A 19,873-nucleotide genomic window follows, 5' to 3' on the forward strand; every position below is an offset into this window, starting at 1 on the left:
CCTACGCTACTGGTTAATCCTGTGATCTACCTGTATTTCTTCTGGCAGCGCGGGCAAAAATGCGATGATCTCGCACCAAATGTGATCCGACGAATAGGTGTTCCACAACGCGGGCATGGCTCATCGGTACACCCATAAGCCGCAAGGGCTTGTTCGAAGAATCCACTTTCGCCATTTACATTTATATAGAGATCATCAAATGATGTGCCACCTTGTTCGATTGCTTCACTCATAACCTCTGTTGCATAACTAATTATCGAAGCAAGCTTCTTCTTGGAAAGATCGGCTGTAGATACTTCTGGATGAACCTTGGCGCGCCAAAGAGTTTCATCGGCATAGATATTTCCAACACCGCTCATGATTTCTTGGTTTAGTAGCGCGGTCTTAATTCGGATCTTTCGCTTTGCAAACTTCTCAATCGTCTCTTGCAGATCAAATTGCGAATCAAAGGGATCGCGCGCAATGTGCTGGGCTGAACTTGGCACGCCATCAATTGTTTCCTCAACTGATACCCAGCCGAAGGTTCGCTGATCATTAAAAACTAACTCGCGCTTGCGCATCTGCTTGGTTAGGTCAAACTGTGCGCGAACATGCTTTGCTCTGGGATGGCCTTGCTGATGAATTAAGAACTGCCCACTCATACCCAGATGTGCAACTAATACTTGTGGGCGATCCAAAACAAACCAGAGAAACTTGCCACGTCTATTTAAGTCAATAATCTTGGCGCCCTGAATTGATTTTAGCGGTGCGATTGATTCAGGTTTAAGCGCGCGTGGATGTAAATCATGCGCCCCAACAATTTTGTAACCTTTAACCAGGCTGACTAAGCCGCGGCGAACCGTTTCAACCTCTGGAAGTTCAGGCACAACTTAACCTTTGTTAGCCACGCTAAGTGCGGCAAGTGCGCTGTCATAACCCTTATCTTCTTTGCTGCCAGGTAGACCAGCGCGCGCAGTAGCTTGTTCTAAGTTGTCGCACATAAGCACTCCGAAACCAATGGGCTTAGAACGGCTCAGCGAAACATCCATTACTCCTTGAGTTACTCCTTGGCAGACATAATCAAAGTGTGGGGTTTCACCGCGCAGAACCAGCCCAACGATTACAGCGACATCAAAGCCTTCATCAAAAGCTAACTGCGCCGCAAGTGGGAGTTCGAATGAACCAGCCACTGTGCGAACTACAGGATTAGCTATTCCAGACTCTTTAAATCCACGAACCGCACCGGCAACTAGGGCATCACAGATATCTGGATGCCAAGCGGCAGTGATGACAATTGCCTTGAGATGTGGCATTTGTGGAATCTTTACTTCGGGGGCATGTCCAGCCATTAGAGCGCTCCTAACGCGTGGTTTAACTTATCTCGCTTGGTTTCTAGATACTTCTGGTTATGTTTGTTAGCGAGTACTTCAAGTGGTGCGGTAGTTAGAGAAATTCCAGTTGCCTTTATCGCGGCAATCTTTTCAGGATTGTTGGTCAATAAAGTTAGTGATTTTACTTTTAAGCGGTGAAGGATCTCTGCCGCATCTTCATAGGTGCGATCATCTACAGGCTGACCGATTGAAATATTTGCTTCAACGGTATCTTGGCCAGAATCCTGCAACGCATACGCGCGGATTTTCTCAGCAAGACCTATGCCGCGGCCCTCGTGATCGCGAAGATAAATGACATATCCGTGGCCGCTTTCTTCAATGAGGCGAATTGCTTCTTGGAGTTGCGGACCACAATCACAGCGCTTGGATCCGAATACATCTCCAGTTAAGCATTCGGAATGAACGCGCACTACCGGCTGACTACTTGGAGTCTGGGCAAATTTAAGAACTGCGTGTTCTGCTCCAGTTGGTGAAATATATGTGGAGATCTGCCATTGCGCGCTGCCAAGTGGAAGCTCTGCCCATTCAAGGCTTGCTATATCAGCGCTCTTCTTTTCGGGTAGTACGCGAGATAGCTCATCGATAGAGATCACTTCTAAATCATGCGCTTTGGCAAATTCGGTTATCTGAGAACCGCGCATCATCGATCCATCATCATTTACTAATTCAGAGAGAACTGCACAAGGATTAGATCCAGTTAGTTCGCATAGAGCCATACTTGCCTCGGTATGGCCACGACGTTGGTGAAGTCCACCCGGTACTGATATCAGCGGAAACACATGTCCTGGTCGTGCAAAATCTGTCGGTAGTGAACTGGCATTAGCAAGTGCACGCAGTGTGTTTGCTCGCTCGGCTGCCGGAATACCTGTTGAGCGGCCAGCGATAGCATCGACCGTAACAGTGAAAGCTGTTGTGTGGTTATCTTCATTACGCTTAACCATAAGTGGAAGTTTTAGCTTCTTGGCAGTTTCCTCAGTAATGATTCCGCAGATGACACCAGATGTGTATCGAACCATAAATCCGATATTTTCAGGCGTGGCTTTATCAGCAAGGAGAATTAAATCTGCTTCGTTCTCACGATTTTCATCATCGGTTACGACGATGAACTTGCCCGCCTTGAATTCAGACAATACTTTTTCTAAATTACTCATTTGTCATCCTGTCCGCGTGCAATAAGTCTTTCAACGTACTTTGCTAGAACATCTACCTCGACGTTGAGGGGGTCAGAAATCTTTTTGGCAGCAAGATTGGTCTTAGCTAGAGTTTCTGGGATTAACCAGACAGATACTTGATCAAGCCCATCGTTTAGTTCGCCAACCGTCAGCGATACACCTTCAATACAAATAGAACCTTGTGCAACCACGTACTTCATAAGGTGGGCAGGCACTGCAATATCCATGCGCGTCCACTCTTTATCAGCCGAGATTCCAGCAACTTTCGCTACGCCATCAACATGGCCTTGCACGATATGGCCACCAAGGCGATCTTGTGTCCGGGTAGCAAGTTCCAGGTTTACAGGAGAACCAACACCAAGTGCGCCCGTTGAAGTTAGGTTGAGCGTTTGCATCATTACATCTACTTCAAAACTCTGGCTGTCAAAAGAAGTAACAGTTAAACAGACACCGTTAACGCTGACCGAATCTCCTTGGGCTATTTGTGCGCAAATTTCGGCGCTCTTGATCTGCAATTTGGCGCTGCTTTCTTGGCGCACAATTGCAGAAACTTGGCCGACAGCCTGAATTAGCCCTGTAAACATTAGCGCCCACCTTCTTCTTGGTTTGCGCTCTTGATAAGCGTGATCTTTAAATCAGCTCCGATTACTTCAACATCTGCGATCTCGAAATCTAAGCGCTCTGAAATAGTTGCAACTCCCAAATCTGAAATTGACGGTGTGCCCGAGCCAAAGAAAGTTGGCGCCTGATACAGAACTACTTCATCGATCAAGCCTGCCTTTAACAACGCGGTTCCCAAGGTTGGCCCTGATTCGATTAACAATTGGTTGAAGCCACGTGCCTGAGCCAAGGTGATTAGCTCTTGTAGGTCACGAGATTTGATGGCAATGGTTTCGGCATCGGCGTTAAGAATCTGCGCGCTTGAAGCTATTTCGGAGCCACCCATGACGAGACGGACTGGGTTCTTGCCGGCGCCTTTACTGGTGAGCAAAGGGTTATCGGCTTTTACTGTTGCAGTAGATGTGACAATCGCATCGGCTTGTGAGCGAAGCACGGCAACATCTGCGCGGGCTAGTTCGCTAGTGATCCATTTAGAAGTGCCATCGGCGGCGGCAACCTTGCCATCCATGGTCGATGCAATCTTCCAGGTAATTCGCGGGCGCTCTTTAGAAATCTTGGTTATCCATGCGCGGTTATCAAAGGCTGCCTCACTTTCCAGCAGCCCTTGCTCTACATCAATTCCAGATGCGCGAAGGTACTCGCCTCCCCCAGCAGCAATCGGATTTGGATCACCAACTGCATAAACAACTTTTTTGATTCCGGCGGCAATAATCGCTTGTGTGCAGGGTGGAGTTTTGCCCTGGTGGTTACATGGTTCAAGAGTTACATAAATGATTACACCCGCCGGAATATTCTTGGCCGCATTTATCGCAACTACTTCAGCATGATCTGCGCCCTGATGAAAACCTTCGCTGATGAATTCACCAGTTGCACTAGTTATAACTGCGCCAACAATTGGGTTTGGGAAGGTCTTACCAAGCCCAAGGCGAGCACACTCGATGGCACGCGCCATCGCAGCATCTGCACTTAATACTTGGTTCATCTTCAACACCCTTGATCGAGATTTGGTGTTGCATCTCGGGGTGGAAAAAGCGGTGGCAGCCGACGCACTAAACCCCTGAAACAAAGTTAATTGCGCAAAGGGTGCGACAGCTACACGTTGGTTTTCTCTCATCCGGACTTTAACCGTCGGTTCGGGAATTACACCCAATCCACCGGTCATTGGATATGACCGGGTCGCAGACTTTAACTGCCGGTTCGAAATTACATCGACCCCGAAAAACAACACTCTTATTCTAGCGCCCTGCTTTGAGGGCTTTCATCCAAATCTCATAAAGTGGTTTTGCCGCAGCCTGTGTAGCGGTCATTACGCCGCCTTTTTCGGGAAATAGGTTCTGTTTTCCATCTTCATCCCAAACTGCACCGCCTGCTTCGGCAACGATTAAGAGTGATGCCAAATGATCGATCGGACTGAAATGTCCGACGATTGCCCCAACTCCGCGCGCAAGTGCCGGACCAACGATCGTTAGCGTGCCAGAGCCCATGATGCGCATTGTGCAATATTGCTCTGCTAATCCATCTAGCAAGCCCAGCATTCCTGGCCAAGGCTGATATGCGGCAAGCTCGGTGCAAACAACGCGCGATGCCAAAGGATTTTCAGTGCCACTTTGATCTTCAATAACTAGCGGTTTGCCATTTCGTTTCGCACCCTTGCCACGCTGTGCTTCATACAACTCATCACGCCATGGATCTATAACAACGCCCACTAAGACATCGCGATTGTGTGCAAGTCCGAAACAGAATGATGTCCAAGGTAAACGATTTGCAAAGTTAGTTGTGCCGTCAATTGGATCGAGATACCAAGAAGGGGTATCGGCAAGGTAAGCACCGCCCATTTCTTCGCCAACGAAGTTATGTCCGGGCAGGTTTGCCGCAATTACTTCACGGACATGGGCTTCGATCATTACATCAATTTCAGTCACGATATCGGCGGCATTTGTCTTTAACTCAATTTTTCCAGGATCCATATTGCTAGCAACTAAAATGGCCCACTTGCCTAGATCGCGAGCGATGACCATCGCGCGATCTAAATCAATATCTTCTAACTTCATCTTCCGTGGTCCACTTGTATCAATGGTTGGATTTTCAGCGATCACCTTTTGTAATTGAGTTAATTGATTAGAGGTAATTGAATCAACGCCGATAGCTGCTGCCCAGCGCATGGTGGCCTCGTCATCAACGGTCCAGACCGCCACCTTAAAACCAAGTTCATGTAAGGCCTTAACAGACTTCTGAGTAACAAATGAGTAATGCAAATTTATAAATTCGGGCTGCAAAATATCGGTCTCAGCCTTTGTAGGAAGCGCCAACTTATCCCACGGCATCCAGATGCGAGCTTTTGGTGATAGCGAACGGATCGTGCGCATTCCATCGAAATTTCCGCACCAAAATATTTGTTCTTCAGGAAGTGGGCCACCGGCAACAACCTCATAGGTTGGCTTTGCTGGCTCTGGTTGTTCCATGTCGATCATCAAAATTGATTTGCTACCGACAAATAACTTTAAGACATCAATTAATAGCGGAATACGATCTTGGCCATGGCCGAGTTGAGATATCTGTGCCCAATCCATCTCGGTGCTCGCTTTGGAAATTCCCCACAAGCGCTCCAGGTTTGAGTCATGTAGAACAATTACCTTGCCATCGCGTGTTATGCGAACATCAATTTCAACGACTTCAGCGCCGGCGTTAATTGCACTTTGGATGGCGACAATTGTATTTTCACGAAAGCGGCTAGAATCTCCGCGATGTGCGCAGGCAAAAGTTTTGGATTTGGATTCAGACATGGGTTAAGCAGTTCTAACTAGCTTGCCATCCTTGTAAATCAGAGCTTTATTTATCTTTGCAAAGCCAGTATCGCCAACTTTTGGAACATCGACTGAGATAAATGCACGAAATGATGCATCGGCACGCTTTAGATAAATCTCATAGAAGTGGCCACGTGGCACAACTAAATCAACAGTTGCTGGATAACTACCAGGAGCCTGAGTCTTCGAGAATGTAACATCTTCGGGACGAATGCCAACAACTTCATTGCCTGCAATAACTTGTCCGTCACCAAAACTTCCTTCAATGCGATTTAAGCTTCCGATAAAGTTGGCAACATATTCGGTTGCTGGTTGATCATAGAGTTCCTGTGGCGTACTGAACTGTTCGATGCGACCATCGTTCATAACCGCAATTCGATCAGAAATAGAGAGCGCTTCATCTTGATCGTGGGTCACGATCACAGTCGTGATTTGGAGGCGACGTTGCAGGGCACGGATATCTTCACGAACCTTTACGCGTAACTTAGCGTCAAGGTTGGAAAGTGGTTCATCTAGCAGCAAGATATCTGGCTCTTGTACTAAAGCGCGCGCTAGTGCAACACGTTGCTGTTCTCCGCCAGAGATCTGTCCAGGGCGAGAATCTTTATGGTGCATCAGATTAACGACAGTCAGAACATCATGCACTCGCTTTTCAATCTCTGCTTTACCCATCTTGCGAATCTTTAGTGGGTAGGCAACATTCTTAAAGACTGTCATATGTGGCCAGAGCGCGTAGTTCTGAAAGACCATCGCACTCGGACGCTTTTCAGGACCTAGCTTTGTTACATCTTTACCAGCAAGATTTATTGTCCCACTTTCTGGGATTAAGAAACCTGCAATCATACGAAGCGTGGTTGTCTTACCGCACCCTGAAGGGCCAAGAAGCGAGACCATCTCACCTTTTTTAACAGTTAAATTCAAATTATCAATAATTAAGCGCCCACCAAGAACTTTAGATAGACCGATTAGCTCTAGACCTTCTATTTCATTACTCATTTACAGCCTTTCTTAGTTTTCACTTGATTTGGAAGCCTTCTGCTAACTGGCCACCAATTATTTGCTTCCGTGCCAATCCGATAAGGAGAACTGAGGGGGCTGCAAGAAGAATTGAAAACACTGCTGCAATCTGAACTGGATAGGTAAGAACTAGCGCATACATTTCAGTGGGCATTGTGAAAAATGATGGAGCACCAACTAGGTAAGTACCTTGTGCTTCATCAAAGGCTGAGATAAAGGACATAACCATGGCAACGAAAATGCCAGGCGCTGCCATCCGCAAGGTAATGCCACGAAAGACCCGAAACTTAGAGGCGCCAGCATCACGCGCCGCTTCTTCTAAGTTTTTAGGAACAGCAGCAAATGCTGCCGCTGGAATCCAGGTCATATAGATAATTGTGCCGAGCAGCTGGATAATAATTACACCAACCATGGTGCCCATTAAATTAAGTGCGTAAAAGAGCGTTGCAATTGAGGCGAATAATCCCAACTTTGGAAATGAGTTAGCGGCAAACATACCGATTAGAAATACCCTACGGCCAATGTAGTTATAGCGCGCTGCAGCATAAGCAGCTGGTAAACAAATTACCGCAGAAAGGAGAACCACAATGGGCGCAGTGATAAATGAGTTACGGATCGCCTCCACCATTGATGGCGTTTCAAATACACGCCTCCACCAAATCAAAGTCCAGCCATCTGGCTTTATATTTGGGAAGGTCCAGGTCGTTGTAAATGCTTGTAACGCCAGCCAAAAAAGTGGTCCTAAGATAAAAACGCTCATAAATGCCACGAATAGACCAATAAAGAAGCGAGTAATCAGGTTTGAAGACTGAAGATTTAAACCGTTATCGCGCTTGGCCATTAGATTCTTCCACTCTGCTTGGCGCTACGAATATTTGCCCAGATGTAAAGGACTGCGATTCCAGATGCTGCCGCAAAAATTACAAAAGCCATAACAATTGATTGCTGTGGTCTGTTGTAGGCAGTAAAGAAGTTTGATATCTCAACGCCAAGCATTGTTGGCTGATTTGGACCAAGAAAGACTGGGACGGTAAAAGAACCCATTATGCCTATTGCGGTAAAAGTTCCAGCGATAACGATTGGTACAAAGGCTAGTGGAATAAGAATTGTGCGCACAATGCGCATAAAGCTAGCGCCGGCATCTTGTGCGGTTTCAATCAGAGCATTTGGCACTGACTGCAACCCTGAGGTGATCATCAAGATTGCAAAAGGGAGTGAAGTCCAGATAGTGCCAATAATTATGGCGTTACGAGTGGCGGTAATGATCGGAAAATCTATTCCAAACTGTGACATAAAGGTACGCATGAAGCCGACGCCATTAAAGAATTGAGCGACTGCAAAAGCAGCGATTACAACTGGAACGAAGAGCGGCACAAGTGAAAGCATGCTGAGAATTGACGCAATTTTTCCCCCACGAATGCGTTGATAGAGTCCCATTCCCATAGCCATTAGCAGGACAACAAAAGTTGATACAAAGGTGACGACAATTGTGAGAATGAAATCAGGAAGGAAACGTGGATCTCTAAAGACGGCGAGATAAGCATCTGCTGTTCCCCACCAACTATCCTTTTTGTAAATATCTTGCCCAATAATTGAAACAATTCGATTGGGCCCTCCGGTGTAGCCGATGCTGAAGATAAAAGCAATAAAGATCGGCGCGCCAACAAAAAGGATCAGCACCAAAACAGGGGGTAGTGCCATAAAAAAACCGAGAGTGGAGCGCTTTGCGGCTGTTACCGCCGCAAAGCCCTCCTTCGTGGCAACAAGATTAACTGTGGCCACAAATACCTCTCGAGATTTGTAACTTAGATATTTGTCTCAAGTAATTACTTACCTGGGACTGCAAGGGACCATGCGCTCTTAAGATCATTATTATTGACTGAGTAGTAAGGAGCGCGCATGTCGGTGACATCGATATCCTTAAAATTCTCAAATAACTTTTGATCAAGCTTCGATCCATTTATAACCGGAATCCCCTTGAGAGAACCTGCCATAAAGGCATTCTGCATAGCTGGTGATAAGGCGAAGTTTGCAAGCAAACGCCCACCAGTACGATTCTTGCCATTTATTGGGATTCCGAGAACCGCTGGACCACCTGTGAGTGAAGGGCTCTTGATTGCAGTGGCCTTTACGCTTGCAGGCATAGTGCCAGCATCCTTTGCTGATGCAAATTGATCAGACCAGACAGTTCCCATATCAATTTCGCCCGTAGCGAGAAGGTTCAAGGTTGCATTGTTGTTTGCTGGGTATGTACCGTTCTTGCCATAGGTGAACTTATTGAGTTCGCGCAGAGTTTCAAGACCCTTTGCCCACTTCTTTTGAATTTCCTTATCTTCAACGAGTGACATTCGCACACGCTCATCAGGGGTCAGGTTCATATCCACAACAGTCTGGACGAATGAGTAACCAGATCCACCACCAGATGGAACGTTGTAGCTGAACTTGCCTGGGTTGGCCTTTATCCATGCAAGGAGTTCATCTAAAGTCTTAGGAACTTTTGTAACCTTCGCTGAATTGTAGGCGAGCATCACTGTCGAAGCACGGTATGGGATACCACCACGTGACTGCTTAATTAAAAGTTTGTCGACATCTTTTAAGTTTGGCATAAGTGATGGACTTGGACGGTAAAGAAGGTTAGCCGCGCTCAGCTGCGCAACTGGGCCTGCTCCATCGATTAAATCCACCTGAGGATCACGACGAGTTGCTTTAGCAGCGGTAATTCGTGCGATTAATTGTGTATCACGAAGACCATTGCGGTCGAAAGTCACATTGACTGTGTAATCTGGGTATTGCTTTTCAAAGGCTGGAATAATTACTGTGGTCCAAAGAGTCTGAATATTTGTATCTGCTGAAAGATGCAATTCAATAGTGCTTGTTGCAGCAGGAGCGCTTTGGATTGTTGAGCTGATCGCAAAAGTTGTCATAACAGCGACAACGGCTGATCTCATTAACTTTGATTTAAACACTGATTTCCCCCGAATTCAGATAGATGAGATGGGGATTTACCCCATTTCTAAGAGTGAACTTATGCCTACCTAGCCCCCTAGTCAATCATCTTCAGGCAAAAAAGGAGTTTAATTGAAGAGTTATGCGATTGAGATCTTTACTCGTTGCGGCGGGAGGCTTCCAAGACTTGGGTGGAGCGCAAAATCGCCAGGATAATTAAGGTCAGACCTAAACCTGCTACTTGAAAACCGAGGCCAACTGCCACCCCCATCGCTGCAGTTGCAAAGACTGTCGCCGCTGTGGTGACCCCTTGAGTGCCACCGCTTCGATTAGTAAAAATCAGGCCAGCACCAAGAAAACCAATGCCTGTTATTACAGCGTGCATCGCGCGAGTTGGGTCACCAAAATCAGCTTCGACATCTAAAACTGCTCCGATCGCTACAACTGCAGCAGATGCCGCTCCGACTAAAGCCATCGTTCGCGGGCCAGCAGATTTTCCGGCGCGATCGCGCTCCCAGCCGATAACTGAACCAAGAACTGCAGCAAGGGCGGCGTTAATTATGACTGTTACTTGTTGCCAAATATCTATCTCCTGCATGTCTAGCATTTGAGGATCTTAGTGCGAGTTTACTAGTCAGCGCAATCAAAAAATGTATGAAGACGGTTGTACGTTGCCTTTATGCAACACCAATCGCATCGACGACGAAGATTAGAGTTTCATTTGGTCCAATAGGTCCGCCACCTTGTGCGCCATAACCTAGATCAGGTGGAATAACCAAAAGACGACGTCCGCCTACCTTCATTCCAGGAATACCTTGCTGCCAACCAACAATCACATTTGCTAGCGGGAAGGTTGCAGGAGATCCACCGTTCCAAGAAGATTCAATTAACTGACCATTTGACCACGTCATGAGCGTGTAATGCACAGTCATGGTTGAAGTTGGAAGCGCCTCTGCACCAGTACCAACGATTATGTCCTTGGTTACCAAGGTAGTTGGTGGGTTACCGGCAGGAGCCCCGATTTTTGGCGCTTCTCCTTGATTAGTCGTGACTGTTGGCAAGTTATCTGATGAAGCGCTCACTTCTTTATCTCCACATCCAGTTAGTAAAAGGGTACAAACGGCAAATAGTGCTAATACTTTCTTCATTACTTCTTTTCTCCTTCGCCAATTTCTTGGATCAACTTAAATTCTCCAGAACCAAGTTGGCCTTGATCGCGGTACATCTCAAGCTTGGCGCGGGTATCGGCGATATCAAGGTTGCGCATGGTCAGCTGACCAATGCGATCAACCGGACCAAAAGCGGCATTTTCAGTGCGCTCCATAGATAATTTTTCAGGGTGATAGCTAAGCGCAGGCCCAGTTGTGTTGATGATTGAGAAATCATCGCCGCGACGCAGGCGAATTGTTACTTCACCAGTAACGGCAGATGCCACCCAACGTTGCAATGATTCCCGCAACATCAAAGATTGTGGATCTAACCAACGACCTTCATACAGCAGGCGACCTAAGCGGCGACCTTCTGCGTGATAGTTAGCAATTGTGTCTTCATTGTGAATTGCACTTAGCAAACGCTCGTAGGCGATAAACAAGAGCGCCATACCTGGAGCTTCGTAAATGCCGCGGCTCTTAGCTTCGATGATTCGATTTTCGATCTGATCGGCCATGCCTAGGCCGTGGCGACCACCAATTTCATTAGCGGCCTTCATGAGTTCAACAACGTCACTAAAATCTTTTCCGTTAATTGCAACCGGGCGGCCCTGAACAAATTGAATCTTTACATCTTCAGAGGCAATAGATACAGATGAATCCCAGAACTTAACGCCCATGATTGGATTTACGATCTCAATTGAGACATCTAAGTTTTCTAGATCTTTAGCCTCGTGCGTTGCGCCCAAGATATTGGCATCTGTTGAATAAGCCTTTTCGACGCTGTCGCGGTACGGGAAGTTGTGCGCAACAAGCCATTGGGACATCTCTTTACGTCCACCTAGTTCGCGGACAAAGTCGGCATCTAACCAAGGTTTATAGATTCTCAAATTTGGATTGGCTAGTAAGCCATAACGATAGAAGCGCTCAATATCGTTGCCTTTATAGGTAGAGCCATCGCCCCAGATTTCAACTGCGTCTTGCAACATCGCACGAACCAACAAGGTGCCGGTTACTGCGCGGCCAAGAGGTGTTGTATTGAAATATTGCTTTCCGCCAGAGCGGATATGGAATGCACCGCAAGCGATTGCTGCAAGGCCTTCTTCAACTAGAGAAGTTTTGCAATCAACGAGTCGAGATATTTCGGCGCCATATTCTTTTGCGCGAACCGGTACTGAGTCGATATCTGTCTCGTCGTACTGGCCAAGATCTGCCGTGTAAGTGCAGGGAACCGCACCCTTGTCGCGCATCCAAGCAACGGCCACCGAAGTATCGAGGCCACCGGAGAATGCGATGCCGACTTTTTCGCCGACAGGAAGAGATGCAAGCACTTTAGACATACGTGTAAGTCTAACGGTTGAGAAGGGTTGCTAGCGCAGGCTTAACTTTCCAGAGCGAGAGCATCTCCTGATAGCGCTTCTCCTCAGATGAATCGGCAACTGCGCCCGTCTTTACTGCGCGAATCATCAAATTTCGCGGGGTGTGCTCTCCCCCAATAAATTCAATTGCTTCCACGCGATAGCCAGATAGCTTCATTATTTGTATCCGTAAACCATCGGTTATCAGATCGCCCAATCTCTCCTTCATGATTCCGTTCTTGGTAATCATTGACCAAGGTTCAGGTATCTCAACCATCTGGGCTTGAATATCGTGGTGACAGCATGGGGCAACCAATACCAGTTTCGCACCTGTCATCACTGACCAAGCAAGAGCATCGTCAGTTGCCGTATCGCAGGCGTGTAGTGCAATCGCGACATCTGCGCTCTTCAGGGTTGTCTCAGAAATTTCTTCGGCTCTAAACTCAATCGAATCTGAAATACCTAACTTCTTGGCAATTTCATTATTTCTAGCGCGTGCGCTTTCGCGAATATCAATACCAATTACTTTGACTGCAATTCCCTGACTACGTAAGTACTGGTGGGCAGCAAAGGTTAGGTAGGCATGACCACAACCGAGATCGACGATGGTTAATGGGCTCTTCTCATTCGGCTTATCAATATGCCCGGCTTCTATCGCTGAATTGAGAGAAGGAATTAAAAGACGGAGAAATTCTTCCACCTGTAAGTATTTATCGTTCTTGCTGGCTTTAACTTTTCCGCCAGAGTCTGATATCCCAACTTCGATTAGGAAAGGATCCGATGGATCCAGTAACCGGCTCTTATTTCGATCGTGGGAAAGGTCTGCACTGAATTCACCGCGCGCGCGATTAAGTAGCGCCTCACCTTTCTTGGTGATTCGAAGTGAAATTGATTGATCCTTCTCTTCTAAATGAATATTCGCAAAGCCGGCTTCAAGCAGACCTAGCTTCAAAAACTCCTGCGGTGAGTAATTCTTAGTAGTCATCGCTCGCCCATCGCTCTGGGCTACCTGGTATTTGATTTCACCTTTGATTAGTACTGGCTTTACATCGATTCGCTCATTTGGCGTCTGCATGTTACGACGTCTGCCAGAGAGAACAAGCCTCACAAAGTTATCGGAATTACCTAGCTTCTCTACGATTTCATTGAGCGCATCAGCGAGCGGCGTAGCCATGTAATTAAAGTACCGTAATTCTGGAAGTTACTTGCTGATGCTAATTCGGAATCCTGATTGTTACTGCTAATCCGCCTAATTGGCTCTTACTAAGTTCAAGTTCACCGCTATGTTCTTGAACGATAGCCGCGATGATGCTTAGACCCAGGCCTGAACCGCCACTTTCGCGTGAGCGCGATGGATCAAATCTATTCATAAATTTGATTTCACTTCCATACGCCGAATCAGGTAGCCCCGGTCCACCATCTTCAACCCTTAACTCTGCGCGTTTTCCGACATTACGAAGTGAAACAGAGACGGGAGCATCGCTCGGAGTATGGCGGAGAATATTTGAAAGACAATTTTGAATTAAGCGACTTAGATGATCGCGAGAGCCCTGAACGAAGCAATCATCAGGTATTGCAGTAGTAACTGTCCGCGATGTATTTAGTACTTGGAAATCATTGAGATGGGCTTTAACTAGCTCGTCGAAATCAACTTCTGCAAAATTTACTGGCTTGCTCTCTCCGAGTTCGGCAAGAAGTAAGAGGTCATGTATCAAACTCTCCATCCGCTCAATTTCAGAACTAACTCTAGAAAATGCGCGCGACTGGTCTGAAACTTGCGTGAATTGGCCCTTGCTAAGCATCTCGTTGTAGCCCTTAATGACGGTAAGCGGAGTTCTTAACTCGTGCGAAGCATCACCTAAAAATCTCTGCATACGTTGCAGCGCCTGGGCATCTAACCCACGGTTATGCCGTCTTAAGAAATAGATCGAGAAAAATATAGCTAGCGCATCGGCCCCTGCGGTGAATATGCCAAGGTTCTTCAAATTTGATATGAAATTATCGTTTAACTTATCAAGAGATGATGCGATAACTAGATAATCGCCACCTGCAATAGCTGCTGATTGAAAACGAAACTCTGTAGGTCTTGCCGTCGTTAAAGCGCCAGCCAAACCCTTTCTTACCAAAGCTAAATCGGTAATACCTGGGTAGATCAAATGAGATTCGTTAATGATCGTCTCCTCGCCCTCTTGCGTGACTAGAGAAAGAGTTAAATCCAAACTTTCATCCTCGATAGTCAAGATCGCAGCGGATATTGCCTCCGATGGAAAGGCGTTAACCCTAGTTACAACTTTTTGAAGTGATTGATCGATCTGCGCTAAATCCGCACTCCGGGCAGCAAGGGTTGCATATCCCCCAATAAGTGTTGAAAGAACTGTTGTTACGATTATTGAGATTACTGCGAACTTGCTACCCGACTTCTTCATGCTTATTTCTGCTCAGATTTTGGCTGCGGTTTGGGTTCCTGTATTACAAAGCCAACGCCTCTCACAGTCTTGATCCCCTCAAATCCATCGCGATGTAACTTCTTTCTCAGATAAGAGATATATGTATCTGCAACGGTGCTCTCAGATTCAAAGGTAATTCCCCATACTTCATCAAGTAGCAAGCTCTTACTTAAGACTCGATTTTTATTTTCAACCAAAACTTGCAAAAGTCGGAATTCAGTTGGGGAGAGATCAACTAACTCACCAGCAAAGGTCACGGTGTGGCTTGCTTCATCTACCTTTATCGGACCGCACGTAAGATCTGTGCCGCTTGATGTTGAGATCTGTGAGCGACGCAAAATTGCCTTAACTCGCAAAAGAAGTTCTTCCAAGCCAAAGGGCTTCGTTACATAATCATCTGCACCAAGAGTTAATCCGCGGGTTACATCTACGCGATCGGCCCGCGCGCTAAGCATCAAAGCAGGAGTGTTATCTCCAGTTGAGCGAAGCCTTTCAACTAACTCGAAACCATCCATCAGCGGCATATTGATATCGATAATCAAAAGGTCTGGCTTCTTATTTCTAATTGCCGTCAGCGCTGACATTCCATCGGAGGCGGTAGCTGTCTCAAAGCCCGCGATACGTAGAGCATCGCCCAATAACTCGCGAACTCCGGCCTCATCATCTACGATCAAAATCATCTGAGCCATGCGCTAAGCCTTTCATGTCGGCGATGAAATAGCCAAGCCTCTCGCAGAAATCTCTTCCATAAAGGTGTTTTCACCGATATTTCACAAACTTAACCTTGATACTTAGGGCTAATTAATAAAGGTGTATTCGAGAAAGCGGAGCCAGGTGAATAAGACTAGAACAGCGGCAGTATCTGCTCTTTTCATCGCCTTTTCATTCGTGGCGCTACCGTTAGCAAGCGCTGACAATAAGAATCCAAACTCTCCATCTCAGACCGAAGTAAATAAAGACTTTAAATCTGCAATCGAGAAATTTAAGCAAGATCAAAAGACATTCTCTGAAGCGGTAAAAGCTTATGAAGCCGCGAGAAGGGCAATCAACAAAGCCTTTAAAGAGAGCGTTGATAAAGCTTTATCTGATGCAAAATCTTTGAGCGCACCGGGTCAGACTCAACTCCAAAAGCGTCAGAGCGCTGTGGCGAAACAGAGCGCTGTTATCGCGGCGACTGCAATCAGAGATGCTGCAATTGAAGCGCTCGGACCACCTCCAGTACCGCCATCTCCACCTGCTAAAGCGCCACGCATGGAGAAGAGCAAGAAACCACAAACTGGTATTTCACCAAGCCCAGCATCAAATTAATCTATATCTGCAAGAGGTTTATTTCGTAAAGTTTCGCGATCGTGGCTCTTTGATTTCTCGTGATGCTTGCGAATTTGTAGTTCAAAGCTTTTAATCGCTTCATCAAATGCAGCAAGGTCATTAAACTCTGCGGCTTCTGCTCGCATCAGCGGTCCCGCACCATGGGAAGTTAAAATCACTCGATGTGAGTGTTTTCCTTGACGTGGATTTTGTTCATGCAAGATCTCTACTTCAACACGGTCAATGGTGACGTTAAATCTCTCCATGCTCATTAGCTTTTCATGGGCAATCTCGCGAAAATCTTCAGCGAGTTCTGCGTGACGGGCATGAATAACAATCTTCATATTCTCTCCCTATGTAACGACTTAGTGGTTATAACCATTCCACTTATTAGCTGCTTTGGGTAGAGTTAGATCAGAAAATAAAGCCCTTTAAAGAGGTAGCGCTACTACGGCAGCAGTGACCAACGCCGCATAAAGTGCGCTCTGGGCAAAGATCTTAATCGCAGTTTTTCGGTCTGCTGCACGATCTGCCTGATCTGAAACTTTTGAAAGTTTACCGAGAGTTCCAAAATTGAATGTACCTGCAAATCCATAAGCAAGGCAGAAACGTTTACGAGATTGCACCCAGCCAACTGACATAACAAGTGCCGGCAGGAAAATTCCCAGGCGGTTTTGGCGGCTTGCCTCGGCCGAGATCAGTGTCGCCGCTGAAGATAATGTGAGAATCAAACCTAAAACTGCAACCATTCGACGACGAGTGAGCTCTCCCCCACCGATATTGCAAGTACCGGGTATGTATTCTGTTTGGCTCACTTATGCATCCTCAAATTCATCTTCATCTTCATCAATCCAAGCATCAGCTGGCGCATCTTCTTGGCGCTGTGCCCATGAGAGAAAACTTCCTACCGCACGAAAGGCGACAGCAAGCAAGGCGAAGAAGGCCAACGCTCTGCGGAAGAATTTCATAACCTAAAAATACTACCTCTTGCGGAGGATTTCCTTATTTAGCAGCATGCAACGCGGAGTCGATATCAGCCCAAAGGTCTTCGACGTTTTCGCAACCAACAGAGAGACGGATCAAGGTTTCTGGGACGCTCGAACTTTCGATGGGCCAACGACGACGTCGCTCCCAGAGTGATTCAACTCCGCCAAGGCTGGTTGCATAAGTAACGATCTTGGAAGATGCACAGACTTTGTCCGTACTTTCAGCGCTACCGACATATTCGAAGGAGACAATTGCTCCGAAGCTTTTCATAAAGGCTTTGGCTTTTTCATGTTGCGAATCAGTAACTAGACCTGGATATCTAACGTTTCTAACCAATGGGTGGGCGCTGAGGCGCTTGGCAAGTTCGAGCGCGTTTTCGCATGACTTCTGAAAGCGCAGTGGGAAGGTGCGAATACCACGCAGCGCCAGCCAAGCTTCAAACGGACCAGGAATAGATCCATTAAATTTACGCGCATCTTCTAACGTCTTAAATTGCGCAGCATCTGCGGTGCTAAGTGAGCCAAGAACCACATCGCTATGTCCGGCTAAATACTTTGTCACAGAATTCATGACGATATCCGCACCTAGGCCTAGTGGCTTCTGACTCAGCGCAGTGGCAAAAGTGTTATCTACCGCAACGGTTACGCCTTTTTCTTTTGCCGCCTTGATGAGTGCGGGAAGATCGGCAACTTCTAAACCTGGATTAGTTGGAGATTCGATCCAGAGCAGAGTTGCACCGGATAACTCATTTATAACTGCTGATGTATCAGTAACAGATACAAAAGAAACCTTTAAGCGATTTGCTGTTGCATAGTTGTTGAGCAGTGTCATCGTTCCTGAGTAACCCTGATTTGATGCGATTACCTTTGCACCCACTGGAAGAGTTGAAAACACTGCGGTGACAGCAGCCATCCCAGATGAGTAAACCAGTGTGCGTCCACCTTCTAACGCGCTGATCGCTTCTTCAAGCGCCAGCCACGTTTCATTTCCGTAGCGCCCATAACCAACTGCTCCACCAGCAACAAAAGTTGAGTTAAGTGAGATTGGATGATTCAAGGAACTATCTGGACCTACTGTTGGACGGCCAGCGGTAATTGCGATCGTCTCGGGGCTTAGCCCTTTATCTGAACTCATGACCTAAGCCTAATCCTTTGTCAGCACTGCCATCGCTGCATTATGGCCAGCGATACCGCTCACTCCGCCGCCGCGTCGTGCACCAGCGCCAGCGAGATAGATATGCGCATCATCTGTTTCAGATCCCCATTTGATTAGGGCGCTCTCAGTCCCATCAATAAATGGGAAATCTAAATCTCGATGGAAGATATTTCCACGTGGTAGCCCGAGATCGTTATCCAAATCGATTGGAGATTTTGCTTCGATGGCGAGAGAGCCATCTCCGCAGACAGCCAGTACCGATTCGATTGGATCTTCTAAATATTGATTGAGGCTGGAAATCGCCGCAGCTTTAGCCGCCTCTTTTGCACCACTTGGATCTGAATCAAAGAGCGCAGCCGGAGTATGTAAACCAAATAGGGTCAAAGTATGGAATCCGCGCTGGCTTAACTCTGGCGAAAGAATTGTTGGATCAGTCAAGGTATGGCAATACATTTCAAGTGGTAGGTCACTCGGGATATCACCAAGCTTTGCAACTTGGTATGCCTTTTCTAACTGTGAATAAGTCTCGTTGACATGGAAAGTTCCCGCAAAGGCTAACTTTGGATCTACTCCAGATTTTAGTCGCGGAAGTTTAGATAGCAACATATTAATTTTCATCTGTGAGCCATCAAGAGATGCGGGAGCGCTCTTGCCGCGCAATTTCGCTAGGGTCTGTGGCGCTCCAGCGAATAACAGATCCTTTGCGACATATTTATCTCCAGATGCTGTACTTACTGCAACCCCGTTAGAACTTGAGTCAATATCGGTTACGTGTGAATTCAACTTAATTTCTACACCGTTTAATACCGCCACGCGATTTAACTCGGTGACGAAGGCTCCCATTCCGCCTTGTGGAACGCGCCATTGCCCGGTTCCGTTACCAATCAAGTGATACAAGAAGCAGCGATTTGCCTGCAAATCTTGGGCAGAAGTAAAGGTTCCAATTAGCGCATCTGTTAACACGACGCCGCGAACAAGATCATCCTGGAAGCGATCCTGAATTACCTCTCCGATTGGTCGCTCCATCATGAACTTCCAAACTTCCGGAAGACCGATTTCAGATTTCATATCCGCGGCAGATTTAAGAGGCTGCAACATATATGGAGCAATCCGCTCAGCAAGCACAGCTATTTCGCTATAGAACTCTTGCCACTTCTTGCCTTCTTCATCCCCACCAGTTAGCTCACGAAAACTTTCCGCAGTTCGAGCATCCCAGTTTTGAGATATCAAGAGCCCGCCATCTTTACCGCCTTTTTTATATGGCGTATATGAAGCGATGGATCGTTCTAAAGTCTTAAAGTTAATTCCTAGATCTGCAACGATCTGGTCAGGTAGAAGTGAAACCAGATAGGAGTACCGAGAAAGACGGGCATCGTATTCAGGGAAAGGTCGCACGCTAGTTGTAGCCCCACCTAGTTCGGAGGCGCTTTCCAATAAAACAACGCTCTTTCCCGCTTTTGCTAAATAAGTGGCGGCAACAAGTCCGTTGTGGCCACCACCGACAACAATGGCATCGTATTTACTATCGGTAGACATGTTG

22 protein-coding genes and 1 riboswitch are annotated in these 19,873 nt (G+C 46.8%); of the genes, 1 reads left to right on the forward strand and 21 read right to left on the reverse strand.

Annotated elements, in window-relative coordinates:
- Positions 1–26: 26 nt before the first annotated feature.
- The 16 genes from mutM to A1s21148_RS05285 all read right to left on the reverse strand — a co-directional run bounded on the left by mutM (position 27) and on the right by A1s21148_RS05285 (position 15,572).
- Entirely contained in the window at positions 27–866 is an 840-nt protein-coding gene (gene mutM / locus A1s21148_RS05210; RefSeq protein WP_095671380.1) for a bifunctional DNA-formamidopyrimidine glycosylase/DNA-(apurinic or apyrimidinic site) lyase, read from the reverse strand.
- 3 nt (positions 867–869) lie between these two features.
- Positions 870–1,328, reverse strand: coding sequence for a 6,7-dimethyl-8-ribityllumazine synthase (gene ribH / locus A1s21148_RS05215; RefSeq protein ID WP_095671381.1), 459 nt, complete (start codon positions 1,326–1,328; stop codon positions 870–872).
- Positions 1,328–2,521, reverse strand: coding sequence for a 3,4-dihydroxy-2-butanone-4-phosphate synthase (ribB, locus tag A1s21148_RS05220; protein ID WP_095671382.1), 1,194 nt, complete (start codon positions 2,519–2,521; stop codon positions 1,328–1,330). The genes ribH and ribB overlap by 1 nt, the downstream gene beginning before the upstream one ends.
- Complete coding sequence (locus A1s21148_RS05225; protein WP_095671383.1) at positions 2,518–3,126, reverse strand: riboflavin synthase; 609 nt, start codon at positions 3,124–3,126, stop codon at positions 2,518–2,520. The genes ribB and A1s21148_RS05225 overlap by 4 nt, the downstream gene beginning before the upstream one ends.
- Positions 3,126–4,145 carry a bifunctional diaminohydroxyphosphoribosylaminopyrimidine deaminase/5-amino-6-(5-phosphoribosylamino)uracil reductase RibD gene (ribD, locus tag A1s21148_RS05230; RefSeq protein WP_095671384.1) on the reverse strand — a complete coding sequence of 340 codons (1,020 nt, stop codon included), beginning with the start codon at positions 4,143–4,145 and terminating at the stop codon, positions 3,126–3,128. The genes A1s21148_RS05225 and ribD overlap by 1 nt, the downstream gene beginning before the upstream one ends.
- A 116-nt stretch (positions 4,146–4,261) precedes the next feature.
- Positions 4,262–4,390, reverse strand: a riboswitch (FMN riboswitch).
- Between the two features lie 8 nt (positions 4,391–4,398).
- Positions 4,399–5,946: an inositol monophosphatase family protein gene (locus A1s21148_RS05235; RefSeq protein WP_095671385.1), complete on the reverse strand. Its 1,548-nt coding sequence runs from the start codon at positions 5,944–5,946 to the stop codon at positions 4,399–4,401.
- Positions 5,947–5,949: 3 nt separating this feature from the next.
- The gene (locus tag A1s21148_RS05240; protein WP_095671386.1) at positions 5,950–6,963 is read right to left on the reverse strand and encodes an ABC transporter ATP-binding protein; all 1,014 of its coding nucleotides are present in this window, start codon (positions 6,961–6,963) and stop codon (positions 5,950–5,952) included.
- A gap of 19 nt (positions 6,964–6,982) precedes the next feature.
- The gene (locus A1s21148_RS05245; RefSeq protein WP_095671387.1) at positions 6,983–7,825 is read right to left on the reverse strand and encodes an ABC transporter permease; all 843 of its coding nucleotides are present in this window, start codon (positions 7,823–7,825) and stop codon (positions 6,983–6,985) included.
- The gene (locus tag A1s21148_RS05250) at positions 7,825–8,766 is read right to left on the reverse strand and encodes an ABC transporter permease (RefSeq protein WP_223299367.1); all 942 of its coding nucleotides are present in this window, start codon (positions 8,764–8,766) and stop codon (positions 7,825–7,827) included. The genes A1s21148_RS05245 and A1s21148_RS05250 overlap by 1 nt, the downstream gene beginning before the upstream one ends.
- Positions 8,767–8,810: 44 nt before the next feature.
- Complete coding sequence (locus tag A1s21148_RS05255; protein ID WP_125932391.1) at positions 8,811–9,932, reverse strand: extracellular solute-binding protein; 1,122 nt, start codon at positions 9,930–9,932, stop codon at positions 8,811–8,813.
- A gap of 155 nt (positions 9,933–10,087) precedes the next feature.
- Complete coding sequence (locus tag A1s21148_RS05260) at positions 10,088–10,537, reverse strand: MgtC/SapB family protein (RefSeq protein ID WP_095671389.1); 450 nt, start codon at positions 10,535–10,537, stop codon at positions 10,088–10,090.
- Between the two features lie 70 nt (positions 10,538–10,607).
- Positions 10,608–11,078 (reverse strand): FKBP-type peptidyl-prolyl cis-trans isomerase, encoded by a 471-nt coding sequence (locus A1s21148_RS05265; protein ID WP_095671390.1) that lies wholly within the window; start codon positions 11,076–11,078, stop codon positions 10,608–10,610.
- On the reverse strand, positions 11,078–12,418 hold the full coding sequence (gene argG, locus A1s21148_RS05270; protein ID WP_095671391.1) for an argininosuccinate synthase: 1,341 nt from the start codon (positions 12,416–12,418) through the stop codon (positions 11,078–11,080). Before argG ends, A1s21148_RS05265 begins: the two co-directional genes overlap by 1 nt.
- 10 nt (positions 12,419–12,428) lie before the next feature.
- Positions 12,429–13,610, reverse strand: coding sequence for a class I SAM-dependent methyltransferase (locus tag A1s21148_RS05275; RefSeq protein ID WP_223299368.1), 1,182 nt, complete (start codon positions 13,608–13,610; stop codon positions 12,429–12,431).
- 40 nt (positions 13,611–13,650) lie between these two features.
- Entirely contained in the window at positions 13,651–14,862 is a 1,212-nt protein-coding gene (locus A1s21148_RS05280) for a sensor histidine kinase (protein ID WP_095671392.1), read from the reverse strand.
- A gap of 2 nt (positions 14,863–14,864) precedes the next feature.
- Complete coding sequence (locus A1s21148_RS05285; protein ID WP_095671393.1) at positions 14,865–15,572, reverse strand: response regulator transcription factor; 708 nt, start codon at positions 15,570–15,572, stop codon at positions 14,865–14,867.
- A gap of 145 nt (positions 15,573–15,717) precedes the next feature.
- On the opposite strand from A1s21148_RS05285, the gene A1s21148_RS05290 reads away from it, so the two are divergent.
- On the forward strand, positions 15,718–16,191 hold the full coding sequence (locus A1s21148_RS05290) for a hypothetical protein (protein WP_095671394.1): 474 nt from the start codon (positions 15,718–15,720) through the stop codon (positions 16,189–16,191).
- On the opposite strand, the gene hpf is transcribed toward A1s21148_RS05290, so the two are convergent.
- From hpf to A1s21148_RS05310, 5 genes are all read right to left on the reverse strand, one after another.
- Positions 16,188–16,535, reverse strand: a complete 348-nt coding sequence (gene hpf / locus A1s21148_RS05295) for a ribosome hibernation-promoting factor, HPF/YfiA family (protein WP_095671395.1) — start codon at positions 16,533–16,535, stop codon at positions 16,188–16,190. The two genes, A1s21148_RS05290 and hpf, sit on opposite strands and share 4 nt — an antisense overlap.
- 87 nt (positions 16,536–16,622) lie before the next feature.
- Complete coding sequence (locus A1s21148_RS05300) at positions 16,623–17,006, reverse strand: hypothetical protein (protein ID WP_095671396.1); 384 nt, start codon at positions 17,004–17,006, stop codon at positions 16,623–16,625.
- Positions 17,007–17,159 carry a hypothetical protein gene (locus A1s21148_RS07525; protein WP_190276870.1) on the reverse strand — a complete coding sequence of 51 codons (153 nt, stop codon included), beginning with the start codon at positions 17,157–17,159 and terminating at the stop codon, positions 17,007–17,009.
- A gap of 34 nt (positions 17,160–17,193) precedes the next feature.
- Positions 17,194–18,312, reverse strand: a complete 1,119-nt coding sequence (locus A1s21148_RS05305; RefSeq protein WP_095671397.1) for a trans-sulfuration enzyme family protein — start codon at positions 18,310–18,312, stop codon at positions 17,194–17,196.
- 9 nt (positions 18,313–18,321) lie between these two features.
- Positions 18,322–19,869, reverse strand: a complete 1,548-nt coding sequence (locus A1s21148_RS05310) for a phytoene desaturase family protein (protein ID WP_095671398.1) — start codon at positions 19,867–19,869, stop codon at positions 18,322–18,324.
- Positions 19,870–19,873: the final 4 nt, after the last annotated feature.

The organism is Candidatus Planktophila lacus, assembly GCF_002287925.1.
In the GTDB taxonomy this organism is placed as follows: domain Bacteria; phylum Actinomycetota; class Actinomycetes; order Nanopelagicales; family Nanopelagicaceae; genus Planktophila; species Planktophila lacus.